The sequence below is a fragment of the Haloarcula sp. MBLA0138 genome (assembly GCF_055632455.1).
The window spans coordinates 429,071-447,173 of the sequence record NZ_JBVMVU010000002.1 but is presented as its reverse complement, the minus strand read 5'-3'; the positions used below and the strand labels follow the sequence as shown (position 1 = coordinate 447,173).

The window sequence follows — 18,103 nt, the reverse complement described above, 5'->3', positions numbered from 1 at the left end:
TCATTCTCCGAATCTGGGTCCCCTCGGCGGCGACACGTCACCGGGTGGCCTGCTCGCGGATGGTGTCGAGCAACACCGCCGTCACGTCGCTGGCGTCGTCGACGAGGCGACGGCGGCGGGCCGCCCAGTCGACCCGGTCGGGGGCGTCGGCGACGGCGGCGGCGCGGCGCAGCGCCGCGTCCGCGTCGGCGTAGGAAAACAGGAGGCCGTACTCGGATTCGAGCGCGCGGAACACGCGCTCGTCGTCGGAGCCGACCGCCGAGTTGGTCCGGACTGCGGGCGTCCCCAGCAGCGCGGCCTCCGTCGACATCGTGCCCGAGTCGCCAAGATACACCGTCGCGTGCGCGAGCAGGTCGTGGACGCGGTGGGGCGGGACCGGCAGGGGCGTCCCGCCGACCGACTCCGGGAGCGTCCCTTCGCTGGAGACGTAGACCGGGCCGTGGGCCGACAGTGTGGCGATAGCCTCCCGGGCCGTCGCCGGCGGGATGCCGCCGTGGCCCACGTCGTGGTACGCGTCCCACCCGGCCAGCCGGAGTACGGCGTACTGCTTGGTCGCGTCAACGCCGAAGTCGGCGAGCCGGTCGGCCCGCGGCGAGAACCGCTCGGGGTGGAGGTAGGCGAGCTCTTGGAACCCGAGCCGGCGCTGTTTCGACCGCGCGACTGGGAGTTCGAGGCCGGGCGGCCGACAGACCACGTCCGCGAGTGGGAGCGTCGCCCGCTGGACCGCCCGCCCCAGCCGCGTCGCCCCGAGGTCCGTGTCCGTGACGACGACGCTGGCGCTGCCGTGGACGGCGGCGGCGTGGACCGCGGCCGGGCTCGTCCGGCTGACGACCACGTCGGGGTCGAACGACCGGACCGTCGACAGCGTCCGGACCTCTCGAAGCCCCAACTCGGCGGCGGCCGCGGCCAGCCCGTTTCGACGCCGCGAGAGCGGGACGTGGGCGACATCGAAGGCGTCCAGCAGTTCCGTGGTCATCTCCTTCTCCCGGGAGGTGACCAGCGTCGCGTGGCCCGCGGCCCGTAGCTCCGCGATGGCGTGTCTGAACAGGTGGACCTGTGCCGGGTGTTGGACGTCGAACAGGACTCTCACGGCACCACTTCCGGCTCCGTTCCCGCGTGGCGTGTATTCGATGTATTGCTTCGCATACGCTCACCACCCCCGCTCGTCGAGGACCGTCGGCAGCGCGTCGAGGGTGTCGACCTCGGCGTCGGGGGTCGCCGCCGCGGACGCCGGCGACCGGTCGGCGTACCGGCCGCGCCTGAGACGGACCGTCGCCGCCCCCAGCTCGTTCGGGACGGTGAAGTCGCTCCGGGGGTCGTCGCCGACGTAGACCATCTCCGCGGGCGCGACGGCGAGGCCGGCGGCGACGCGGTCGAACGGCTCGCGCTCCCGCTTCGAGGTCCCCAGCGGCGGTGTGACGACGACGGCGTCGAACCGGTCGCCCAGCCCCAGCGCCGCGAGCTTCGCGCGCCCGTTGCGCCCGTCGGTCACGAGTCCGAGCCGGCGGCCGGGGGCGAGTTCCGCCAGCGCCGCCGTGGCGTCGGCGTAGGGCTCCAGCGGACCGACGGCCCCGTGAAACGCCGCCACGAGGTCGTCGACGAGCGACGCGGACAGGTCGTGGCGGTCCAGTAGCCGGTCGAAGGTGCCGTCGACGACGCCCTCGTCGAAGTACAGCGCCCGCAGTTCCCCGTGCAGTTCCCGCCCGGTCGCGGCTTCGAGGCGGTCGGCGGCGTTTCGCAGGCCCGCCGCCGCGTAGTCGCGGTACGGGTACAGCGTGTCGTCGAGGTCGAAACACACCGCCGCGGCCCGCCCGCTCCGGGGCGTCGCCTCAGACCCCATCGTCGTCCCCCGGCCGGAGCGGTGCCGCGTCGAGGCGACGGGTCTCGCCGTCTGGCGTCCGGAACAGCTCCTGCCAGTACCGGACCATCCGCGTCCCCCACTCGATTTCGACCTCGGGAAGCTCCTCGCCCAGCGCGTGTTTCAGCCCGAGATACGGCATGTTCACCCCGGCCCCGACGCACATCACGATGGTTCCGGCGACGCGCGGGTTTATCTCGATGACCTTCGGCGTCCCGTCGGCGTCGTACTTGAACTGGACGTTGACGTTGTACTCCAAGCCGAGTTCGCGGCAGATGCGGTCGGCCGCGGTGACCAGTTCGACGCGTGGCTCGACCGTCCCGGCGAAGGAGATGCCGGCCCGCGTCTCCGAGCGCGACCGGGGGACCACCGGCCCGGTCAGGTCGCCCAGCGCCAGCACGTCGACGCTGTACTCCTCGCCCGGCAGGTACTCCATGACGACCAGTTCGGGGAACGTCTCGGCACCCTCCAGCACGGGCCGGACCTTCTCCAGCGTCGTCACGGCGCTGTTGGGCTTCTCCGAGAGCAGCCGCTCTAACCGGTCGGTCTCGGGTTTCAGCACCCGAAAGCCGCGCATCCCGCTCGCCACCGGCCGCTTGAGACAGACCGGCCGGTCGGGGTAGCCCAGTTCGTAACAGGCCGTCTCGAACGCCGACAGCGAGTCGACGCGGCGATACACCGGCGCGCTGACGAAGTCGTTGTCCGCGAGGAACTCGTAGAGCCGCCCCTTGTCGTTGGCGACGCGCAGGGGCTCGGGGTCCGAGACCATCACCGTCGCGTCGAAGGCGTCGCGGTTCCGGGCCAGCGGCTGTAACTCGGCGGTCGTCAGGGGCAAGACCACGTCCGCGTCCGTCCGCTCGGCCAGCGCCGTCATCCGGGGGACGTACTCGTCGTCCCCGCCGCGGGGGACCGTCGCGTGTTCGTCGACGAGTTCGAACCCGTAGGCGTCGGGGTCGGCATCGACGCCGACGACCCGGACCGAGCGCTCCTCGGCCAGCCGGAAGCTCCGGACGATGCCCGAGGCACCGGGTGCGCCCGCGCCGGTCAGCAGCACCGTCACCGGGTCGGCGCTCATTCCGCACCTCCCTCCCGGTCGCTGCGTCCACCGTCGGCAGCCACGCCCGGCGGCTCGGTCTCCGTTCGGTCCCGCGCGACGCCTCCCGTGTCGGTCGGCTCCGCGTCGACGGCGACCTCCAGATGGTCGTCGTCGGCCCGGTCGAGCATCGTGGCGTAGACGAACACCAGCGTACCGGCGAGCAGGCCCAGCAGCCACCCGGCCGCCCCGTCCGAGCGGTCCCGCAGCGCGGCCAGCAGGCCGAGCGCGCTGGCTCCCGCGGCACCCGTTCCCAGCGGGTACAGCACCGAGACCGGGTGGTAGTCCGCGAGGACGTCCTTCCGGAGGAGGCGGCGACCGAACGCCCGCAGGAGCATCAGCGAGACGCGGGGGACGTACTCGTCGTACTCGATGTGGCTCTTCCAGTCGCCGGCGTAGGCGAACTCCGAGGAGCGCGGCACGTCCGCCACGCGCATCCCGGCGGTGTTGAGTCGGACGAGCAGGTCGTTGCAGTAGCCGTAGTACTCGTACATCCCGTCGATGTCGGTCGCTTCGAGCGCGCGCAGCGAGATGGCGCTGTAGCCGTTTTGGGAGTCCATCGTGTGCCAGTAGCCGCTCGCTATCTTGGTGAGATACGAGAGGACGACGTTGCCTACGAGGCGAAACCGAGGCATCCCCGTCCAGTGGGCGGGCCGCGAGAAGCGGTTCCCCTTGGCGTAGTCGGCCCGGCCGGCGACGACGGGGTCGAGGTAGCGGCCGAGTTCGTCGGGGTCCATCTGCCCGTCGCCGCCGAGGACGGCGGTCACGTCGATGCGCTCCGCGCGTGCGCGCTGGTACCCCGTCTTGATAGCGCCGCCGACGCCGCGGTTCTCCTCGTGCTGGATGGGGACCACGAGGTCGTCGAACTCACCGTCGTGGTCGGCGTTGCGCTCGGCCGCGTGGGCCTGTATCTCCGCCCACGTGTCGTCGGTCGAGCCGTCGTCGACGACGTAGACGCGGTCGGCGACGGCGGGGAGGTCGTCGATGACCTCGCCGACGTACCCCGATTCGTTGTAGGCCGGGACGACGACGCCGACGGTGTGGCCGTCGTACATTCACCGGCCCTCCGTCGCGGCCATCAGTCGTGCACCCCGTCGACGAACTCCAGTTCGGCCCGCGTCCGGGCGTGGCCGGTCGAGCGCTCGATAGCCAGTTCGACGCGCTCCTCGAACGTTCGGTCCTCCGGTCCCCACAGGCCCGGGTGGACCAGTATCTGGACGGTCTCCGGGAAGTCGGACACGTCGGGTGGCGCGTCCCGCCACCGCTGGCCGGAGTCGGCGACGTAGCCGATGTCCGAGAAGTACTCCGGGGCGTAGGTACTGTGGATAGCGTCGAACGAGCGGTCGAGTACCCACTCGGGCGGGATGTGGAAGGAGACGGCCGAGCGCACGTCGCCGGCACCCACGCCTTCGAGCGCCGTCTGTTCGGCCTCGACCCGGTCGACCAGTTCGGCCGCCGTCGCCGGCCGCTCGCCGTCCCAGTAGCCGTGGGTGTCGAAGTGCAACGCCACGTCGTGGCCCAGCGCGTCGATGCGCTGTATTCGCCGTCGGGTGGCCGAGTCGAAGGGGTTGTACAGCGGCGACGAGAGCAACACGTGATACGTCGCCCGAACCCCCAGCTCGGTCTCCAGTTCGGCCATCCGGAGCGCGGCCGGGACCGACAGGTCGACGTCGTGTCTGAGAAACACGTCGCCGGGGTCGCCGCCGTCGCCGAACGTCCGGAACTGGTAGCCCGCCGCCGAGAGCGATTCGAGCAACTCCTGATACCGGTCGAGCGTGAACGCGAGTGCGTCCGCCTGCCTGCGTGCGGGTTCGCTCATGCTACTCCGAGGGGCGGGCGGAAACCGGCATTGTAATGTGTCACATTCCCGGTGCCTTCCGCGAGTAAGCGGGGGCTTCGGCGGCTCACCGCCGAGCCGCGACGAGCAGGTGGTACAGCGCCCGGGTGCCCGGCGCGCCGTCGGCGAGCCAGAGCAGCGCCGCGAGCGCCGGCAGCCCGAGGTAGAGCCCCGCCGGCCCGGTCAGGTCCATCGTCGGGACCGCGGCGACGAACTCCCGGATGTAGACCAGTCCACGGCCCAAGCCCAGTTCCTCGTCGTAGGGGTGCTGTTCGACGACGGGCCACAGCACGCGCGAGAGGGCCACGCCGCCGCCGTACCGCAGCGGGTCGATGACGTCGGCGACCAGATGCGACCAGTAGCCGACGACGAGCGCGACCGGGACGCGGGGCCGGCCGACGTGTAGTCCAGCGGCGACGAGGGTCACCCCGCCCGGCAGCGCGACGAGCGCCGAATGCCCGACGGCGTACCCGGTCGGGAAGACGCCCAGTCCCCACGACAGCGACTTGTCGACCACGTCGGGCAGCACCGTTCCGGCCACCAGCGCGAGCGCCGTCCGGTCGTCGGGAGCCCGACCCACGACCAGCCGGGAGAGCGCTGAGTACCACAGGTAGCCAAACGCCGCGTGTTCCCACGGCCACATCAGCGCCGCACTCACCTACCCCGAGCGTGCCGCCCGTCTCGGGCGCGTCGGTGTTCGGCAAGCCGACACAGCGCAGTGTCCATGTCCGGCGGTTGCGCGAGCGCCCACAAGAATATACACCGCGTATCGCCGGCCTACGCGGAGGTCGGGTGGTCGGCCGGTTCCCCGTCCAACCACGCCCGGAGGTGGCCGGCGGCGTTCTTGCGGGCGAACGTCGCTACGGGGCGGCCGGTCGGGTGCGTGTAGAGGTCGCCGAGTTCCGCCGGTGCCCACGTCTCGCCGGCCGCCGCCGTGCGGACCGCCTCCGTCAGCATGTCCCGGGACGCGGCGAACAGCCGCCGCTTGACCGCCTCCCACGTCCGGCAGTCGTCGATTCGGACCGTCTTGAGCGCGGCGACCCGGCCGGCGTCGAGTTCGTCGGTCAGCTGCTGGACGGTGACGCCGGCGGTCGCCTCGCCGTCGACGAACTCCCAGAACCCCATCGGCTGCCCGCGGTAGGCCCGCAGGTCGCCGTGGTGGTAGCTCAACACCCCGTGGTCGAACGTCGTCAGCACCGGTCCGACGACGAACCCGAACCCGAACCGGACCGCCACGTCGGCGGCCTCGGCCAGCGGGCGGACCGCCGCCGCCGGCAGCCGCTGTTTCCACCCGTCGACCGGCGTCGGCGCTATCGTCCGCGTGGTCGCGTCCGTCACGTCACAGACCGTCGACAGCGACACGCGGGCACCGGTCGGGTCCGTCGGCCTGACGGCCTCGTTTACCGCGCCGACCAGCGCCCACTCCCGTAGCTCCGCGGCCCGCCGGAGCCGGTCGGCCAGCGAGCGCTCGGTCTCCGTGCCGTTGTACCCCACTGCCGTCACCCGCGCGTCGGTCTCGTCGAGCAGGTGTGTGAGCGCGTCGGCCTGCCACTCCGGGACCGTCGGGCCGTTCACCAGCAGACAGATGTCGGGCGTCTCCGTTGCCATCGCTTTGACCCAGCGCCCCGTCTGGGGTTGTTATATCCGGGCTACCGCCGCTCAACCCAACCAAGTAGCCTCGCAATAACAATTCCGACACCACCACCGGGACGGAGTATGCCCCCGGACACTTCCGACCCCGGCTCACCCACTGTCGACGTGACGACGGCCCACGAACTGCTGGCGTCTACCCCCCGCCGGGAACTCCTCCGGGACCTCCGCTCGCGGCCCGCCGAGACAGCGGCCGTCGCTACCGTCGCCGCGGCGCTCGACGACCATCCGGCGACGGACGGCGACGCCGACCAGCTGCGCGGCCGGCTTCACCACCTCCACCTCCCGAAGCTCGACGCCGCCGGCGTCGTCGCCTACGACCCCGCCGCCGAGACAGTGACGTACCTCGGCGACGACACCGTCGAGCGCCTCCTCGACTGCTCGGCCGACCGCGACGAAAGGTCCGCATAACCAACTCGCCGCGGACGGTGCGTAGCTGACGACTATGCGAGACGATACGCGAACCGAGACGCCCTCCGAGTCGCCCACCGAGACGCCGACGCTCGCCGCCGTCGTCGAGCGCTACGACGACCGGCCCGACGAGTGTACCATCTTCGCGCCGAACCCGCCCGAATCCGCCCGCCTCTCGACGTGGATAACGGCCACCGAGGGGTCGTACGTCGACCTCCGTTCGCGTCGTTGACGCCCCGTTTTCGTCCTCGCTCTCCCCGGTCGGCGGCGGCCGTCGGTCCCGGCGTCCGGAAAACGCTGCATAACAAAACGGTCACTCGGCGACCCGATAGACGACACTGCTATGACACGAGTGACGATAGGCGACGGGAGCGACGTCTCCGAGGCCGCAGTCGTTGGCCGCGACGGCGAGGGCGAGACGACCATCGGCGCGGACGCGACGGTCCGCTCGGGAACAGTGATATACCGGGGCGTCACGGTCGGCGACGGCTTCACGACCGGGCACAACGCGGTCGTCCGCGGCGACACCACCGCGGGCGACGACGTGCTGGTCGGGACCAACGCCGTCCTCGACGGCTCGGTCACCGTCGGCTCCCACGTCAGCCTCCAGACCGGCGTCTACGTCCCGCCGGAGACGACGCTGGGCGACGAGGTCTTTCTCGGCCCCCACGCGACGGTGACGAACGACCCGTACCCGATACGGGACGACAGCACCATTGAGTCGACGACTGTCGAGCGCCACGCCTCTATCGGCGCGAACGCATCCCTGCTGCCCGGCGTCACCGTCGGCGAGGGCGCGTTCGTCGCGGCCGGCGCGGTCGTGACCGAGGACGTCCCGCCTCGGACTCTCGCCGTCGGCGCACCGGCCGCCCACGAACCGCTGCCGGGCCACCTCGACGGGGGGAACCGAATCGCATGAGCCGACAGGACACCGTCGACGTGCCCATCGCTGCCCCGTCGGTGAGCCGCGCCGCCGCCGAACGCGTCCAAGCGGTACTGGAGAGCGGGGACCTCGCGGCCGGCGAGGTCGTCCGGCAGTTCGAGCGGGAGTTCGCAGCCCACGTCGGCGTCGACCACGCCGTCGCCACCGCCAACGGCACCGCGGCGCTGCACGCGGCGCTGGTCGGACTGGGCATCGGGCCCGGCGATACCGTCGTCACGACGCCGTTTTCCTTCGTCGCCACGGCCAACGCGGTCCGACTGGTCGGGGCCACGCCGCTCTTCGCCGACGTGGACCCCCGGACGGGGAACATCGACCCGGACGCCGTCGAGCGGACGGCCCGGGCGGCCGACGACGGTATCGACGCCGTCCTCCCCGTCCACCTCTACGGCCGCCCGGCGGCGATGGATCACCTGCGGGAACTGGCCGAGCGCTACGACGCCGCGCTCCTCGAGGACGCCGCGCAGGCCCACGGCGCGCACCACCGCGGCGTCCCGGTCGGCGGCATCGGCGACGCCGGCTGCTTCTCTTTCTACCCGACGAAGAACATGACGACGGGCGAGGGCGGGATGGTCGTCACCGACCGCGACGACGTGGCTCGGCGGGTGCAGTCGTTCACCAACCACGGCCGGACGCCCGACGACGGCTCCGTCCACGAGCGCGTCGGCCACAACTTCCGGATGCCCAACGTCGCGGCGGCCATCGGCCGCGTCCAGTTGGAGCGACTCCCCGACTTCGTGGCCGCGCGGCGCGACCACGCCGCGACGCTGACCGACGCGCTGGCGGACACGTCGCTCTCGCTTCCGGCGGACCCCTCGCGGGGCCGGCACGCTTTCCACCAGTACACCGTCCGAACCGAGGAGCGCGACCGGCTCCGCGACGCCCTCACCGAGTTCGGCGTCGGCACCGGCGTCTACTACCCGACGCCGATTCACGAGCAGCCGGCCTACGACGACGTGACCGCGTCCGCGCCCGCGGCCGAGCGCCTCGCCGACCGGGTCCTCTCGCTGCCGGTCCACCCCGACCTGTCCGCGGAGGACTGTCGGACGGTGGCGACGGCGGTGCGGTACGCGCTCGGAGAATGAGCGCCCGGGACCGCGCCCCGGGTGGGTATCGCAGCGTCGAACGGAGTGGTGTCGCCGCGTCGCGGTAGCCGCCGGCGCGGGCCGACGGACCGCCGACACGGACGACGGCGGGCAGCGTCAGTGGAACCCGATTCTGTGGCCCCGGACCTCTTCGAGCTTCGGAATCTCGACGCGGCAGACGCCGTTCTCGAAGGTGGCGTCGGCGTCCTCGACGTCGACCGGAATCGGGAGGCTCACGACGCGCTCGGCGCGCGCCGTCCGCTCGCGCAGGTGGAGCGTAGTGTCCTCCTCGACGGCCAGTTCGCGCTCGGCGAGTATCTGGAGCCGTTGGTCGATACCCTCGATGACGATGTCTTCCTCGGTGAACCCGGGGAGTTCGACCAGGACGACGACGGCGTCGGCGGTCTCGAAGATGTCCACCGGCGGGACGGCCACGGGACGACCGCCCGAGGGTGGCCCGCCCGGCTCGCCCGGGACGAACCCCTGTGGAACGGCGACGCCCTGTGGTTGGACCGCCTGTCCCCCTATCGTCACCGTGTTGGCGGGGCTCTCCGACCCCGCGTTGGGCACGCTTCCGCTGGCCCCGGTGTAGGGGGACGACGCGGTCTGCCCGCCCCGCGGTGCGACCGTCTCCTTTCGGCTCATCTCAGAGCCCCTGTGTGTTCGGTTGTGTCGTCAGTTCGGCGGCCTCGCTCCCGTAGGCCGGCTGCGCGACGGGCTGTTGGGCGGCCGGCTGCGCCATCGCCTGCTGGCCCAGCGGTTGCTGTGCCATCTGTCGCTGTTCCGCCAGCCGCTGTTGTGCCATCGGCTGTCGCGTGACCGGCTGCTCCGTCAGCGTCGACTGGGACGCGCCCGCCGATGTCGGAATCTGCTCGGCGGTCCGGCCGGGGAACTGTTGGGCGGACTGGGCCGGGAGTTGCTGAGCGGACTGGGTCAGCGGCTGCTGGACAGGCTGTGTCGACACCGGCTGTGCGGGGACCTGTCCCGCGGCCTGTCCGGGGTTCGCGGATGCGGTTCCCGGATTCGCAGACAGGCGCTGTCCCGGGTTCGCGGACGGGAGCTGTCCAGTCGCGTCGACGCCGCTCGACGCCGCCGGAATCGACTGCGGGGCGGGCTGGCGCTGTTCGGCGTGGGCCTGCACCGGCTGACTCTGACGCTGCTGGGGTTGCTGCCAGACCGGCTGTGTCTGTGCCGCCTGCGGCTGGAACTGTGTCGGCTGCGATTGGTACCCTTGGATTGGCTGATTCTGTGCTTGGATGTCGGCTATCTGTGGGTGAATCTCGCTTGGCTGTGCTTGTATCTGGCCGAAGCCGTACTGTTCTTGTGTCGGTTGTACCGCTCCCTGTCGGAACTGTCCCGTCTGGGAGACGATTTCTCGTGGTTGTGCGAGCTGTGGTTGCTGGAGCTGTTGGGTCATCTCTCGATGCCTCCGGGCGAAACGATACGCGGCGCTTGTATTGTTATACCGGTGGTATCCGCGGTAATCCCGAAATATGCCCGGATATTCCTCGGTATGTCGGTCATACTGTCAACGAAACTCACATTATGTAGCGGAGGAACCGCGGGACGCCGGCGTTCCGGCTGATTCGACGGCCGGTCGCGGTGTGATGTGGCAGCGTCCGCGACGCCGACGGCGCTGTCGCGGTTCGCCGTCCCCCGACGCGCTCCTCGAGTACGACCCGGCTACCGGTCGATAACGAACGTACTACTGTTACACCGTCTCGTCGCCGGGCGCTCGGCCGAGATGGCCCCGCACGAGCGACTCTATCCCCCGGCGGAGCCGCTGTGAGGTCGCCGTATCGGAGACGCCTAACTCCGTCGCCAGCTGTTCGAGCGTGACCGCGCGCGGCACCTCGAAGTAACCCCTCTCTAACGCCGCCGCGAGCGTCTCGCGTTGGCTTGTCGTGAGCGCCGCGACCCGGTCACGGCGGCCCGACACGCTGCCCTCGCGGACGCGTTCGAGGGTCGGCTCGGCACCGCGGTCGCTACACCGTTGATACCACTCGACGAGCGACCCGCGGTCGGGGAACCGCAACGTCAGCCGCCATCCCGTGTCCGCCCCGACGGCCGACAGACACGTCGCGTCGCTCGCCGCGACGGTCTGGACCCACGACGCTTCGGCGGCGGCCCTGTCGACCCGGACGAGGACGGTGTCGTCGGCCGCGTCGACGACGCGGCAGTGTCGGGACTCCGAGAGTCGCTCGACCGTCGCGGCGCGGTCGGCCGCGCCGTCGGCGACAAGGTACAGCCCTGCCGGTGCGCTCAGCGGTACGGCGCGCTCGAACTCGATGTGGGCCGCCGGCGCGGCGTCGAGCACCGCCGAGAGCGCGCTCGGGCCTGCGGGAACGGTGACCGTTGCACGGACGCTCATGCGCTCCGAGTTCGCCTTCGGGGTATATAAATGCGGGCCACGCTCGCTTCCGGGGGGTGTCGCGGCCGTCTGAAAAACGGGTTCGATGTCGATACACAACTATGAGGGACTGGTCGACAGACTCGTAGTACACCGGCTCGCATGACCAGCGAAGACAGCATCGGGTGGTCCCCGTGAGCGGGACCGATCCGGCCGACGAGACGGCACAGAGCGTCAGTCACCTCCGGGAGATATTCGCCGACGTGACCGGCGGGGACACCTTCGTCGAGGAACAGGAACAGTCGGCGACGACACAGCGCCTCGTCAGCGAGGGCGACCCCGCCGAATACGTCGCGCGGATGGTGCAGGCTAACGGGCTCTCCGAGACGCTGGCCGACCCCGAGCAGGAGCGCGAACCGGACTGACCGCGTTCACGCCGCGCCGACGGCGGCAGTCGAACCGATTTACGCACCGACCGCGCCGCCGTGTAGTCTGGCGTGTCGCTACGCGAGCCCGGTCAGCCCCTCTCGAAGCGGCGTCGTCGCTTCGAAGCCGAGGTCCTCGCCCGCCCGCGTCACGTCGGCCTCGCTGTGGCGCACGTCGTCGGGCCGCCCCTCGACGTGGGTCACGGGCGCGTCGCCGCCGACGGCGTCGACGACGGCCCGCGCCAGTTCGTTGACGCTCACACGCTCGCCGGTGCCGACGTTGTAGGCCCGCCCGGTCGCCGCCGTCGTCGCCGCCGCGAGGTTCGCCCGCACCACGTCGTCGACGTGGACGAAGTCCCGCGTCTGCTCGCCGTCCCCCTCGACGGTCACCGGGCCGCCGCTGCGGGCCTGTTCGAGGAACGCCTCGACGACGCCGGCGTAGGGGCCGCCGCTCTGGCCCGGTCCGTAGACGTTGAAATACCGCAGCGCCACCGTCGGCAGGCCGTACCGCTCGGCGTAGAGCCGGGTGTAGTGGTCGCCGGCCAGCTTCTCGACGCCGTAGGGTGAGGCGGGCCGCTTCGGGGCCACCTCGGGGACCGGGACCGGGGCGGACCGGCCGTATATGGCCGCGCTGGAGGCGAAGACGACTCTGGCGTCCGCCCGCCGCGCCGCCTCCAGCACCGCGAGCGTCCCGGTCCCGTTGACCGCGTGGCTGTCCTGTGGCCGGGCGACTGTCTCGGGGACGCTCACCAGCCCGGCCTCGTGGAACACTACGTCGGCGTCGGCCGCCGCTCTGGACACCGTCTCGTCGTCGCAGACGCTCCCCTCGACCAGTGTCGCCGCCTCGGGCACGCGTTCGGCCGCCCCGCTCGAGAGGTCGTCGAGGACGCGGACCTCCGCCGCGTCGGCGAGACGGGCGGCGATGTGCCCCCCGATGAACCCCGCCCCCCCGGTCACCAGTACCGTCCGCCCAGCCAGTTCGTCGACTTCCATGTGTCCAGTGGGTCCCGGCGCGGGCAGTAGTAATACTCCCCGTACCGGTCGGCCACCGGCGCGGTTCGGCGGCCCCGGCGACGCCGTCCCGACCTGTCGCCCGCTCGCCCCGCTGCGGTACGCCCGGCGTACGCGGTGGCCGCGTCGCCAGCGGCCCGCTCGCCCCGCGTCGAACCGCGATACCGGCGCACGGACCGTCGTTAATGACTCCTTACTACCCGGTTCGAGCGGCTTACTCGGGGACTCGACCGGGGACTGGCGTCCGCCGGCGACCGCACAGCGCCGCGAGAAACCGGGGCATTACAAAGCGTTCGCAGGCCCGAGTCGGCGTGATGTGCGCGAACCGCGACGGCGAACCGCGGGCGGCGCTGGGCGCGTGCCCGAACTGCGGCAGCCCGCTCCCCCCGGGAAGCTCGCTGATAGAGTACGACCGCGAGGGCACCGAGACCTGTTACGCCGAGTGTGGCGTCTGTGGTTCGGTCGTCCACCCGGTGTGACGGGCCGTCGCCGGTAGGTGCCGCGTTACTAATCGGCCTCCCGCGGTAGCACTGGTTGCCGACGCACCCCGTCGCGTCGGCGACTGCTGTACCCTGACTCGGTGGTCGGGTGCCGGAGACGCACGTTCCCACCCGTGTACACCACCCGGCCACGTCCCGTCGTCCAGCCACGCCACCCGGGGCGTCGGGACGAACGCGGGCAGACCCGTCCCGCGCTCCGCCTTTCGTACGGACTGCCGTGGCTGTGCTGAAGCGAGGTTTCGACCCCGTTTTGCCGTCGGTATCCGACCGCCGCCGGTCGGTATCACTGCTGGTCGTCCGTCGACGTGACGCGCCAGTGCCACGCCGCACACGCGCCGACACAGACCACGACACCGCCCAGCAGCGCGGTCACGGCTGTCTCCGGGAGCGGCGACGCCGCGGTCAGTGAGAGCGCGGCGACCCCCGCCACCGCGATGGCCCCGTAGTACCGGTACCACGGCCGCTCTGGCGGTTCCGCCGCCCGGTCGAGGTACTCCTCGAAGTACTGTGCCTGTTCGGTCCGCTCGATGCGCCCGCGGGCCTGATTGTACTCGACAACGCCTACGTCGTCCATCTTCGGGAGATGGCACTGGTAGAGACCGACGTACACCCGCTTGCGCTGGCTGGAGGTCAGTTGGTCCGGCGTCGTGTCGTTCTCGATGGCTGCGATGTGTTCGGCCAGTTCGCTCAGCGTCACCTCACCGTCGCTGTCGGCGAGGTAGCGGACGACGCGCCGCCGCCGCCCGTTTTTCAGTATCCCGAACACTAGATCGAGTGACGGCATCTCGGGCGCGGTCGGTTCGGCGTCATCCGCCACGTCGGTACCCGTTGATTCGTTTCTGCTCTGTTCTCCCCTCCCGTCGGCCGTATCGGCGACAGTCGTCGGCGAGTCGCTCTGTGCGCACATGTCCTATCTTCCACTCCCGCCCCCGGCGTGCCGGGAACCCGCGTTTTCGTCGGCAATCATCGTCCGTCCAGTACCCCGAATCGCACACCCATACCACTTAATTCTTTGTTATGTCTCATTCCGTATCGTACTCCGAGTTCTCTTCTCCGTTTCGGCTAGGTTCCACGTCGTCTCCATTAGCGGACACTATTTAAATCTAGGCCGAACGCTCCGCCGGGTCGATAGCTCAGACACGGCTTTTACCTATCGTTCGCGCCGCTGCCGACGGTCGACTACGACGGGCCGTCGCCTCGCCGTCGCACGCTTCCCGTCCGGCTGTTGTCGGTCGGTTTCACGGCGACCGACGGCGGTTCGTCCGCCGCTTTATCCCCCGTTGAGCGAAACCGTTATTCGGGGGCCTCCGATACGTACACACGCACGGCCCAAGCACCGCCGCGGTGCGCGCGGCCACACACGATGTCAGACTCCGATAAGTGGGACGAGATAAGCTACGTGATTAGCTCGCAGTACCGTGTCGAGACGCTTCAGCGGCTCTCGGACGGGCCGGCGACGCCGTCGCTCATCGCCGAGGACACCGAGATGAACATCGCCCACATCTCGCGGGCGCTCCAAGAGCTCAAGGCACTCGAGTTGGTCACGCTGTTGGTGTCGGAGGACCGCAAGAAGGGGCGCGTCTACGGCATCACGGAACGGGGGTCGACGGTCTGGCAGACCATCGAGCGCCGGAACATGACCTAGTCACACGCGGCCACCTGGCGGGTCACGTCGACCGACGGGACTGCCCCGCCCACGTTGATCTCTATTCGGCACTGCGCGTGCGTGAACGCCACTGTCGCCGCCCCCGCGGACGCGGCGACCTCGTCGAGCGCTTCGGGGTCAATCGAGTCGGCGAGTGGCGCGATGTCCGTCGGCTCGCGGTCGAGTTCGTCGGCGAGCCGGTAGACGACCCGCATCGATACTGTGTCGGCTGCGCTGCTTCGGGAATAGGCGGTCCGCTCGGCCTTTCGCATACCGGTCAGTAGTTGTGAACTGGTATATATCTACTGGGAAACTCACTCAGAAATGAAGCTCTGATATCCATTTTGGATTACATAGATGGGGCGGGCCCACGTCACTGCACGACCCCGAACTGGGGCCGGTCCACGCCCAGTCGGTCGGCTGCCCCGGGAGCGTCCGCGGCCGACCGCTGGCCGTGTCGGAGCACCGCCGCGACGCGGTCGACGAGCTGGGCGTTGCGCTCGACCGGCTCGTCGAGCGAGAGGTACCGGTTGTCCGCCATCCCCACGCGGACGTGCGCGCCGAGAAACAGGGCCTGTGTCGTCAGCGGGAACTGGTTCGGGCCGGTCGCAGCGACCAGCGGCGTCACCGACCCCGGCAGGGCGTCGAGTACGGCGGCGAGCGTCCGCGGCGTGGCGACGCCCCCGTCCCGCGCGCCCAGCCGGACCGTGACGACGGGTTTCGACACCACGTCGCTCTCTAACAGGCGGTAGACCGCCTGCGCGTCGCGTCCGTCGGTCACCAGCAGGTTCGGTGTGACGCCGCGCTCGCGCAGCTCCGCGACGAAGCGCTCTACGTCACGGCGGCTCCGGGCCGCGACGCCGCGTCGCCCGTACTGGGTCGGCCCGACGCGGACCTGTGCCAGCGCCGGCGTCGGGCCGGCGTCGACGGCGTCGAGGTAGTCGCCCAGCGGACAGGACGGTCCGACGCCGTACTCGACGAGTACGTCCGCCGTCCGCTCTCGGACCGCGGCCGCCACTTCGGGTAGTGCCGCGGCGGTCTGTGTTCCGCCGTCGGTCCACCCGTACAGATGCGCGACCGTCGCGCCCAGCAGCGCCGACTCCTCGACCTGCGTGGCTATCTCGTCGGGCGTCGTCGGGAGCGCGGCGTCGGTCTCCAGCCGCCGGTAGCTCGTCGGGGCCACGGACACCACCGCGTCGTCCCCGGAGAGGTAGTCCTCGTAGGACATCGGACGCTCGGTCGGCGCTCTCGGGGTTAGTTAGTTCCCCGCTGACGCCGGCGGGGTCAGCGGTCGAGCGGACACAGCGCGTCCTCGTCGGCCACGATGAACTCCTCCTCGCCGAGGTGTGCGTCGTCCTCCGGGAGGAAGATGTACCGCGCGTCCGTCGGTGACTCGACGACGACCAACTCCTCCATTCCGTAGCCGAGGTCCGACTGCGGGTCCGGGTCGTCGGGGACCGCCCGCCACTCCTCGGTATTCATCTGTCACCGGTACGGCGTTCGTACTTCGGGGCCCGTTCCGACGGCGCTCCGCCGGCCGGTCGCCGGTCGTTCCCGCGCTCGGTAAGCCGCTCCTTCCGTCGACACCGCCGACGCGTGTGTTCGGCCATACTCTTGGAAACCCGACCCTACCGGATTATACCTTCCGGCCGCGTCCGTACCCGGTTCGTACCGCGTACGTACCACACGCTCACCAGACGCTGATGGTCCCGGTAATCCCGTCGTACCGCGGGTCGCGCAGTCACCGCATGCTAGAAATTCACACCAGTCTAGTGCTGGCGGCCCCGGAACGGCGGCGACGTGGCCGGCACAGGTCTCGCTTATTCGACGGTATCGGCTGTTTCAGGCCCTCTTTGACGGTAATTACTGACGCAACGACCCTACACATTTATACGGATGGTCGGCGACCGTCGCACCGATGACCGACACAGTCACTGCGGACGGTGTCATCGACGAGTTCCTCCCGGCGGCCGACACACGGAGCGAGGTCGACCTCTTCGTTCGCTCGCTCGCGCCGACGACCGGCCACGACGCACAGAACGACTGTTTCGACCGGCTCGTGCGACTGCGCGACGCCGGGGACGTCGACGTGTCGCTGCACGTCTGGGGCGACGGCATCCGCACGGACACGACCGAGGTCGACGAGATACAGGAAGCCGTCGCCACCGTCGCCGACATCTACGCGTTCAGCGCCGAGGAGGACGCGTCTATCACGCCGTTCTTCCGCGTCCAGCGCGTCTCGGGTTCTCTCCCCGACGTTTCCTTCGAGCGAATTGTCCCTCCACACCGAACGCTCGTCGTCTCCCGAGACGACGCTATCGTCGGCGTGTTCCCCTGCCAGGTCGGCGACCAGACGCTCACGCCCGCCGACGCCATCGAGCGCCTGCTCGAACTCGCCCGCGTAGCTCCCCCTCCGGCGACCGAGTGACGCCGGGCTACCCCGGACACAGCGTCCCCAGCGAGGAAATCAAGGCGGCGTTGGACGCCACTGCGACCGCCTGCGTCAGGCCGAACCCCGCGAGCGCCGCTCGTTCGTAGCGCGGCGGTAACACGCGCGTCGACCCGGCCAGCACGGCCAGTCCGACGGTCTTCAGGCCGACCAGCCCGGGTGGTCCGAATGCCGCGAACGCCGACGCGGCGACGGGATTGCGCTCGGTCAGGCAGGCTCGAAGCCCGACGACGGTCAGCGCGATATCGGCCGCGGCGAGCCCGAAAACGAGCGTCCACGCGGCTGTCGGCGACCCCAACACGGCCAGCGCGCGGTCCGAACGGCTCCGTTCCTCGTCGTCGCGTCTCCACATACGCGCCTCAACGCGGTCGACACTCCTCGTTACGGAGGGATTACCGGCCCGTCGGCGGCGCGTCGCCGCGTCCTACGGCGGCGTGATGTGGCCCGTCAGGTCGGACCGGACGGTGACCGTACAGGACCCGATGGCGAACTCGACCTCCAGCCGCGTCCCAGCGGACTCGATGAGGGTGTCGAGCGCCTCCACGTCGACGCTCTCGAACAGCGGCTGGAGGTCGTTCACGTCCTCGCCCCGGACCGCCGCCAGCGCCTCGGGGAGCGTGGACTCGAGCGCTCGCCCGGGCGGCAGGGAGATGGCGTATCGCTCCTCGCGGGGGACGTACTCTACGGTCGGCTGTTCGGGTGTGGTCATTATCATCTTATCTCGCTTCGGCTGCCGCGGGCAGGTCGGTGGCTTCGCTTGCCGTCGCCGGTAGGGTAGTTGTTCTCGCCACGGACCAGAGTTACGTCGAAATTATAATAAGCTTTGTCGCTCCCACCACCGTGGGCGAG

The 18,103-nt window shown here is 70.4% G+C and carries 25 protein-coding genes; 8 read left to right on the top strand and 17 right to left on the bottom strand.

The window, feature by feature from the left end; all coding sequences use genetic code 11:
- Window positions 1-37: 37 nt before the first annotated feature.
- From ACV7JO_RS17675 to ACV7JO_RS17645, 7 genes are all read right to left on the bottom strand, one after another.
- Window positions 38-1,090, bottom strand: a complete 1,053-nt coding sequence (locus ACV7JO_RS17675; RefSeq protein WP_470355983.1) for a DUF354 domain-containing protein — start codon at window positions 1,088-1,090, stop codon at window positions 38-40.
- Between the two features lie 60 nt (window positions 1,091-1,150).
- Entirely contained in the window at window positions 1,151-1,840 is a 690-nt protein-coding gene (locus ACV7JO_RS17670; RefSeq protein ID WP_470355982.1) for an HAD family hydrolase, read from the bottom strand.
- Window positions 1,830-2,933: an ATP-grasp domain-containing protein gene (locus ACV7JO_RS17665; RefSeq protein WP_470355981.1), complete on the bottom strand. Its 1,104-nt coding sequence runs from the start codon at window positions 2,931-2,933 to the stop codon at window positions 1,830-1,832. The genes ACV7JO_RS17670 and ACV7JO_RS17665 overlap by 11 nt, the downstream gene beginning before the upstream one ends.
- Window positions 2,930-4,006, bottom strand: coding sequence for a glycosyltransferase family 2 protein (locus tag ACV7JO_RS17660; protein ID WP_470355980.1), 1,077 nt, complete (start codon window positions 4,004-4,006; stop codon window positions 2,930-2,932). The genes ACV7JO_RS17665 and ACV7JO_RS17660 overlap by 4 nt, the downstream gene beginning before the upstream one ends.
- A 23-nt stretch (window positions 4,007-4,029) precedes the next feature.
- A complete protein-coding gene (locus tag ACV7JO_RS17655; protein WP_470355979.1) occupies window positions 4,030-4,770 on the bottom strand; it encodes a polysaccharide deacetylase family protein in 741 nt (246 codons plus the stop codon).
- Between the two features lie 85 nt (window positions 4,771-4,855).
- On the bottom strand, window positions 4,856-5,431 hold the full coding sequence (locus tag ACV7JO_RS17650) for a metal-dependent hydrolase (protein WP_470355978.1): 576 nt from the start codon (window positions 5,429-5,431) through the stop codon (window positions 4,856-4,858).
- A gap of 134 nt (window positions 5,432-5,565) precedes the next feature.
- Window positions 5,566-6,396 (bottom strand): formyltransferase family protein, encoded by an 831-nt coding sequence (locus ACV7JO_RS17645; RefSeq protein ID WP_470355977.1) that lies wholly within the window; start codon window positions 6,394-6,396, stop codon window positions 5,566-5,568.
- Between the two features lie 108 nt (window positions 6,397-6,504).
- Here ACV7JO_RS17645 and ACV7JO_RS17640 point away from each other — a divergent pair, with 108 nt between their 5' ends.
- The 4 genes from ACV7JO_RS17640 (at window position 6,505) to ACV7JO_RS17625 (ending at window position 8,874) form a co-directional block, all read left to right on the top strand.
- Window positions 6,505-6,849 (top strand): DUF7344 domain-containing protein, encoded by a 345-nt coding sequence (locus tag ACV7JO_RS17640; protein WP_470355976.1) that lies wholly within the window; start codon window positions 6,505-6,507, stop codon window positions 6,847-6,849.
- A 34-nt stretch (window positions 6,850-6,883) separates the two neighbouring features.
- Complete coding sequence (locus ACV7JO_RS17635; RefSeq protein WP_470355975.1) at window positions 6,884-7,081, top strand: DUF7511 domain-containing protein; 198 nt, start codon at window positions 6,884-6,886, stop codon at window positions 7,079-7,081.
- A 111-nt stretch (window positions 7,082-7,192) separates the two neighbouring features.
- Window positions 7,193-7,768 (top strand): acyltransferase, encoded by a 576-nt coding sequence (locus ACV7JO_RS17630; protein ID WP_470355974.1) that lies wholly within the window; start codon window positions 7,193-7,195, stop codon window positions 7,766-7,768.
- Entirely contained in the window at window positions 7,765-8,874 is a 1,110-nt protein-coding gene (locus tag ACV7JO_RS17625) for a DegT/DnrJ/EryC1/StrS family aminotransferase (RefSeq protein WP_470355973.1), read from the top strand. Before ACV7JO_RS17630 ends, ACV7JO_RS17625 begins: the two co-directional genes overlap by 4 nt.
- Before the next feature lie 117 nt (window positions 8,875-8,991).
- Here the strand turns inward: ACV7JO_RS17625 and ACV7JO_RS17620 are convergent, their stop codons facing one another.
- The 3 genes from ACV7JO_RS17620 to ACV7JO_RS17610 form a co-directional block, all read right to left on the bottom strand.
- Entirely contained in the window at window positions 8,992-9,519 is a 528-nt protein-coding gene (locus ACV7JO_RS17620; protein ID WP_470355972.1) for an Hsp20/alpha crystallin family protein, read from the bottom strand.
- A 1-nt stretch (window position 9,520) separates the two neighbouring features.
- Window positions 9,521-10,291 carry a hypothetical protein gene (locus tag ACV7JO_RS17615; RefSeq protein WP_470355971.1) on the bottom strand — a complete coding sequence of 257 codons (771 nt, stop codon included), beginning with the start codon at window positions 10,289-10,291 and terminating at the stop codon, window positions 9,521-9,523.
- A 294-nt stretch (window positions 10,292-10,585) separates the two neighbouring features.
- Entirely contained in the window at window positions 10,586-11,245 is a 660-nt protein-coding gene (locus ACV7JO_RS17610; RefSeq protein ID WP_470355970.1) for a helix-turn-helix domain-containing protein, read from the bottom strand.
- A gap of 173 nt (window positions 11,246-11,418) precedes the next feature.
- Here ACV7JO_RS17610 and ACV7JO_RS17605 point away from each other — a divergent pair, with 173 nt between their 5' ends.
- Complete coding sequence (locus ACV7JO_RS17605) at window positions 11,419-11,649, top strand: hypothetical protein (protein WP_470355969.1); 231 nt, start codon at window positions 11,419-11,421, stop codon at window positions 11,647-11,649.
- A 78-nt stretch (window positions 11,650-11,727) separates the two neighbouring features.
- Here the strand turns inward: ACV7JO_RS17605 and ACV7JO_RS17600 are convergent, their stop codons facing one another.
- Window positions 11,728-12,642, bottom strand: coding sequence for an NAD-dependent epimerase/dehydratase family protein (locus tag ACV7JO_RS17600; RefSeq protein WP_470355968.1), 915 nt, complete (start codon window positions 12,640-12,642; stop codon window positions 11,728-11,730).
- Between the two features lie 332 nt (window positions 12,643-12,974).
- On the opposite strand from ACV7JO_RS17600, the gene ACV7JO_RS17595 reads away from it, so the two are divergent.
- Window positions 12,975-13,139 (top strand): DUF7837 family putative zinc-binding protein, encoded by a 165-nt coding sequence (locus ACV7JO_RS17595; RefSeq protein WP_470355967.1) that lies wholly within the window; start codon window positions 12,975-12,977, stop codon window positions 13,137-13,139.
- Between the two features lie 304 nt (window positions 13,140-13,443).
- Here ACV7JO_RS17595 and ACV7JO_RS17590 read toward each other — a convergent pair whose 3' ends face one another.
- Window positions 13,444-14,067: a DUF7344 domain-containing protein gene (locus ACV7JO_RS17590; RefSeq protein WP_470355966.1), complete on the bottom strand. Its 624-nt coding sequence runs from the start codon at window positions 14,065-14,067 to the stop codon at window positions 13,444-13,446.
- A gap of 456 nt (window positions 14,068-14,523) precedes the next feature.
- On the opposite strand from ACV7JO_RS17590, the gene ACV7JO_RS17585 reads away from it, so the two are divergent.
- The gene (locus tag ACV7JO_RS17585; protein ID WP_470355965.1) at window positions 14,524-14,805 is read left to right on the top strand and encodes an ArsR family transcriptional regulator; all 282 of its coding nucleotides are present in this window, start codon (window positions 14,524-14,526) and stop codon (window positions 14,803-14,805) included.
- Here ACV7JO_RS17585 and ACV7JO_RS17580 read toward each other — a convergent pair.
- From ACV7JO_RS17580 to ACV7JO_RS17570, 3 genes are all read right to left on the bottom strand, one after another.
- On the bottom strand, window positions 14,802-15,077 hold the full coding sequence (locus ACV7JO_RS17580) for a HalOD1 output domain-containing protein (RefSeq protein WP_470355964.1): 276 nt from the start codon (window positions 15,075-15,077) through the stop codon (window positions 14,802-14,804). The two genes, ACV7JO_RS17585 and ACV7JO_RS17580, sit on opposite strands and share 4 nt — an antisense overlap.
- Before the next feature lie 101 nt (window positions 15,078-15,178).
- A complete protein-coding gene (locus ACV7JO_RS17575; RefSeq protein WP_470355963.1) occupies window positions 15,179-16,033 on the bottom strand; it encodes a 3-keto-5-aminohexanoate cleavage protein in 855 nt (284 codons plus the stop codon).
- A gap of 56 nt (window positions 16,034-16,089) precedes the next feature.
- Complete coding sequence (locus ACV7JO_RS17570) at window positions 16,090-16,287, bottom strand: hypothetical protein (protein ID WP_470355962.1); 198 nt, start codon at window positions 16,285-16,287, stop codon at window positions 16,090-16,092.
- 436 nt (window positions 16,288-16,723) lie between these two features.
- Here ACV7JO_RS17570 and ACV7JO_RS17565 point away from each other — a divergent pair, with 436 nt between their 5' ends.
- Window positions 16,724-17,233 (top strand): HTH domain-containing protein, encoded by a 510-nt coding sequence (locus tag ACV7JO_RS17565; RefSeq protein WP_470355961.1) that lies wholly within the window; start codon window positions 16,724-16,726, stop codon window positions 17,231-17,233.
- Between the two features lie 7 nt (window positions 17,234-17,240).
- Here ACV7JO_RS17565 and ACV7JO_RS17560 read toward each other — a convergent pair whose 3' ends face one another.
- Window positions 17,241-17,606, bottom strand: a complete 366-nt coding sequence (locus ACV7JO_RS17560; RefSeq protein ID WP_470355960.1) for a DUF5658 family protein — start codon at window positions 17,604-17,606, stop codon at window positions 17,241-17,243.
- Between the two features lie 72 nt (window positions 17,607-17,678).
- Window positions 17,679-17,963: a HalOD1 output domain-containing protein gene (locus ACV7JO_RS17555; protein ID WP_470355959.1), complete on the bottom strand. Its 285-nt coding sequence runs from the start codon at window positions 17,961-17,963 to the stop codon at window positions 17,679-17,681.
- Window positions 17,964-18,103: the final 140 nt, after the last annotated feature.